6 protein-coding genes are annotated in these 4,812 nt (G+C 41.3%); all 6 read left to right on the top strand.

Going from position 1 to position 4,812, the window contains the following annotated elements:
• Positions 1–94 precede the first annotated feature (94 nt).
• On the top strand, positions 95–301 hold the full coding sequence (locus IQ228_RS21355) for a hypothetical protein (protein ID WP_053538132.1): 207 nt from the start codon (positions 95–97) through the stop codon (positions 299–301).
• A gap of 283 nt (positions 302–584) precedes the next feature.
• The gene (locus IQ228_RS21350) at positions 585–1,265 is read left to right on the top strand and encodes a uracil-DNA glycosylase family protein (RefSeq protein WP_193964357.1); all 681 of its coding nucleotides are present in this window, start codon (positions 585–587) and stop codon (positions 1,263–1,265) included.
• Between the two features lie 456 nt (positions 1,266–1,721).
• Positions 1,722–2,579, top strand: coding sequence for a Tab2/Atab2 family RNA-binding protein (locus IQ228_RS21345; protein ID WP_370566924.1), 858 nt, complete (start codon positions 1,722–1,724; stop codon positions 2,577–2,579).
• A 169-nt stretch (positions 2,580–2,748) separates the two neighbouring features.
• Entirely contained in the window at positions 2,749–4,062 is a 1,314-nt protein-coding gene (locus IQ228_RS21340; RefSeq protein ID WP_193964353.1) for a TldD/PmbA family protein, read from the top strand.
• Between the two features lie 102 nt (positions 4,063–4,164).
• Positions 4,165–4,314, top strand: a complete 150-nt coding sequence (locus IQ228_RS21335) for a hypothetical protein (protein ID WP_160170624.1) — start codon at positions 4,165–4,167, stop codon at positions 4,312–4,314.
• Positions 4,307–4,609, top strand: a complete 303-nt coding sequence (locus tag IQ228_RS21330) for a GUN4 domain-containing protein (RefSeq protein ID WP_080683863.1) — start codon at positions 4,307–4,309, stop codon at positions 4,607–4,609. Before IQ228_RS21335 ends, IQ228_RS21330 begins: the two co-directional genes overlap by 8 nt.
• Positions 4,610–4,812: the final 203 nt, after the last annotated feature.

The raw sequence follows: 4,812 nt of genomic DNA, 5'->3' as shown, positions 1-4,812 counted from the left end.
TTTGGGTATTTTTTTAATTGGAAGTCCCTAAATTTAATAAGTATTATAAAATTAAAGATGACGGTTTTAACACGATATTTTCAAAATATAAACTATGAATATTTGGGTGAATGAACAAATTGATCCTTCTGGACTGATTCACGCCTGTATTGCCTCTTGTGATGAATCTCAGGCTAGAGATTGTCATGAGTCGTTTAAGACTAATCTCACGAACTCTCAAAAGGCAGAGGGCTGGATTGCAAAATTACGAACAGTCAAATCTTGGGATGATGTGCCAGTTAATGCTTTAAAACTTGATTAATTAGAGTGTGCTGTCTGGAAAAAAGGGCGATACTTGTGATGAGGTAGACAAAGCCCCAATCTAATCCTGTCTATTAATTGATAGGATGGGTGGTAATAAGTAGGTGAACGGAAAAAACCGAAATATGTAACGAAAAGTAAAATCGCTCAAATCCTCTTCACTCTTCACTCTTGCCTCTTGCCTCTTGCCTCTTCACTCTTGCCTTGCCATAACGACAATCTTTAATGCTAACCTACTTATTTGCGTTAATATTCTGAAGTTTCCAGTTACCATTCTAAATTCCATGCAGCATGAGACTCAACTTAGTTTATTTGATAACTCCAGCTTAAACCAAAGAGAGCTAATTACTACAAGTAATAAAATTCCCATTCCGCCGGGAACTTATGAGAATGTAGAGGAATTGACAAAACATTGCAATGGCTGTCAGCGTTGTGCGTTAGCCCAAAACCGGACTCATGCTGTGGTTGGGCGTGGTAATCTCCAAGCCGATATTATGATTATTGGAGAAGCACCGGGGAAAAATGAGGATGAAACAGGTTTACCATTTGTGGGTAGATCAGGACAATTACTAGAAAGTATCTTAGCTTCGGTAAATTTAAGTACGGAAACAGATATATATATTGCCAATATTTGTAAGTGTAGACCACCGGAAAACCGTGTACCGACTAATGAAGAGGCTGCTGCTTGTAAACCATATTTATTTGAGCAGATTCGCCTGGTTGACCCAAAAATTATCTTATTAACAGGTGCAACTTCTGTGAAGGGTGTGATTGGTGATAACCGTCCGATTACTAAAATTCGTGGTCAATGGTTGGAGTGGGAAGGGCGCTTATGTATGCCTATTTTTCATCCCTCTTACTTGTTGCGTAATCCTTCACGGGAAAAAGGAAAGCCGAAATGGCTAATGTGGCAAGATATACAGGTGGTTCGGGCTAAGTTTGATGAGTTGACAAACTCTATTTAGGGTTTGCTGAAAAAGTTAAGTAATTGGACAAAAATATTTACAGTCATTGCGAGGGAAGGGAAGCAATCACAACCCTGGCGATTGCTTCATTTCACTTCGTTCCCTATGGCTAACGCCACGCCACGCTTACGCAATAACATTGTGTAATTAATTCTATCTCACTACTTATTAGAGTAAACAAATCACCAAATGGTGATAACAAATATACAGTTAGATCCAAAAATGCGATCGCTCTTTACAAAGATATATCAAGCTTAAGCCCAACGCTACTATCAAAGATAGAGCCTATTGCTTTCTTTTTGGTACATTATATTACATCTATTTTTTGTAAGAGCGTATATTGTTATTCTCCAAAATTAGTAAATATCAATGCTCCTGTAAATTGGTAAAGTTAGGAAATCACAAAATATTAAGTCATCAGATTTTTACCGCTAAAACATGGGCAGCCAGAGAAAAATGTACTGGGAACTCGATTTTTACTCCCGTCCGATTTTGGACGAAAATCAGAAAAAAGTGTGGGAAATGTTGGTGTGCGAAAGTCCTGTAGATATTGGTACACCAACGGATTCTCTGTTTCGCTATGCTAAATATTGCCCAAGTACCCAGGTAAATTCGGGTTGGCTACGGACAGCAATCCAGGAAGCGATAGAAGAAGCTGGTACAGCACCTACCAAAATCCGCTTTTTCCGCCGCCAAATGAATAACATGATCACCAAATCCTGTGAAGACGTGGGAGTACCCGCCGTGCCAAGTCGGCGGACGTTGGTTCTCAATCAGTGGATACAGCAGCGAATGAAGGAAGTTTATCCCCAAGAACCAGGATATCAGGGGGTAGTTAATCCTTCGGTGCGTTTAGATAGACCCTTGCCCCAGCGATTACCAGATGCGTTGGAAGGAAAACAATGGGCTTTTGTGACTTTAGAAGCTAGTGATTTGGCGGAAATGCCGGATTGGGAAATTGGCTTTGGTGAAGCTTTTCCCCTGGAGTTGGCGCAATTATCCCCAGAAACTCGGATTCCAGGAATTTTGATTTTCTCCTCCAGGGCTTTACCCATAGCGGGTTGGATGTCTGGTTTGGAAATGGCTTATTTGCACTTTGACACCAAACAAGGCAACAGGTTGATTTTAGAAACGGGGGCTACGGAAAGTTGGGTGGTGGCTAATATCCGCACTCCTGAACTTTTGGCAGAAGCACAGGGCTTTGCTGTAGCTAAGGAACAAGCCAATGGCGTACATTTTATTGGTGTCCAGTCCGATTCTCAATCCCAAGATTTTGCGGGCTTTTGGCTGTTACAAGAAATCAATTTGCCATGAGGGTACAAGCAGGGATAAGCTATAAACTGGTGCAAATGAGTGTTTCTTATCTGTTCCCTGTTCCCTGTTCCCTGTTCCCTTTTTTGTAACTGTTGATGACACGCTAATGGGATAATGATGTGCGTCTATTAAGCGATTTATATCCAAAATCCATAATTCATAAAGGGACATGGGTTCTGCAAATTTGTTACAAGATACACTGGCGGAACAACTGCTAGAACTTGCCCTCAAATCTGGCGCTGAGGCTGCGGAAGTATATCAGTCACGATCGCTTTCTCGACCAGTTTTTTTTGAAGCCAACCGTCTCAAACAACTAGAAACCAGTCAATCTGAGGGTACAGCCCTACGACTATGGCGGGATGGTTGTCCCGGTTTGACGGTGGCTTATGGCGATGTTGATCCCCAAGCTATGGTGGAGAAATCTTTGGCACTGAGTCAATTAAATCCACCGGAAACGGTTGAATTAAATAGTTATACGGGGCAATCTTACCCAGATTTAGGCACATCTGTATCTGTAGAGATGTTGATTAACTGGGGCAAAGAAGCGATCGCCTCAATTCGTGATGTTTATCCAGATATTCTTTGCCATAGTGACTGGGAATGCGATATAGAAAACACTAGACTGATTAACAGCAAAGGTTTAGATTCTCACTACACCGACACCACACTTAGCTGCTATATGTCAGCGGAATGGGTGAGAGGTGATGATTTTCTCAGTGTTGCTGATGGTCAAACTCAACGCGATAAACTCAACCCAGAAAAAGTAGCCAGCCAAATTTTACAGCGCTTAAATTGGGCTAAAGAAAACATTCCTAGTCCCAGTGGTCGTTGTCCTGTATTGTTCACTTCCAAAGCAGCAGATATGCTGTGGGGAACTGTGCAATCAGCTTTGAATGGTAAACACATCTTGGAAAAGGCTTCCCCCTGGGCAGATAGATTGGGTAAACCAGTTATTGCCCCCACCCTGACCCTTTACCAAAACCCAAAAGCCGGTCCCTATAGTTGTCCCTTTGATGATGAAGGTCAACCTACTCAGTCATTGATATTTATCGAAAATGGGATTTTACGGAATTTTTATAGCGATCGCACCACTGGACGACAATTAAACAGCGGTAGCACTGGTAATGGTTTTCGCCCTGGCTTAAGTAGTTATCCCACTCCTGGATTATTTAACTTCCTGATTCAACCTGGTGATCTTTCCCTATTAGACTTAATTAGCAAGATGGATGACGGCTTAATTATCGATCAAATGTTAGGTAGTTGTAGCGGACTATCTGGTGATTTTTCCATCAATGTTGATTTAGGTTATCGGGTCAAAAATGGTCAAATAATTGGCAGAGTCAAAGATACGATGGTCGCGGGTAACGTCTACACAGCCCTAAAACAAGTGGTGCGATTGGGTGGAGACGTAGATTGGAATGGTTCTTGTTATACACCATCGCTGATAGTAGAAGGACTATCAATTACTGGGAAAAATAGTTAATATTATAACATCCCAGATCCCCGACTTCTTGAAGAAGTCGGGGATCTAACACAACGCAATGATACAATTAAATTAGTCTCCACCGTATCTACTATCAAGGGTATGATAATCTGGCAACCAGGGCAACAAATTAACAACGGTAGATTTATCATTCAGGGTAAACCCTTGGGTAGCGGTGGTTTTGGAACTACCTACAAAGCCTTAGAACCTAGCACGGGTAAATTATACGCCATTAAAACCCTCAATCAGTAACGGGCGTTTTGGGTTTTCTGTTCAGAAACGCATTTATCAAAGTTTCGGTGGAACGAGTAAAGATAACTCAGACATCTGGGCGAAGTTCGGGGACAAGGTAGGATGGAGAAAAGGAGAAGACTGGTTGTGGTTGGAATACACAGATATTACTTTTGACAATAAAGCACCCGAAGGCCACCTCCCGACTCGATTTAGGTATGCTAAAGACAAGGCAATGATCGGGTATCCTGATTATTCGGGTCTGAAACGGACGAAGTTCGTTGTCTTCCCTCGCTTCGAGACTTGTAAACTGTAATATTTAAAGGTTACAGAAAATTATTAAGTCTGAATCAGGATATCCAGGATTAAAGGATTTACAGGATTTTATTTTGTGGTCAAAGATCCCCGATTTCTGAAATAATTAATGTTAGTAAATGATAATTTTAATAAAAAAAGTCGGGTATCTGAATATCTCAATTGTCTGAATCAGGATTTCCAGGATTAGAGGATGTACAGGAT

The sequence above is a fragment of the Dolichospermum sp. LEGE 00246 genome, from assembly GCF_015207865.1.
Taxonomy (GTDB): domain Bacteria; phylum Cyanobacteriota; class Cyanobacteriia; order Cyanobacteriales; family Nostocaceae; genus Dolichospermum; species Dolichospermum heterosporum.
Note: the sequence above shows the minus strand (reverse complement) of the source record. Positions and strands in the feature narration are given on the sequence as shown.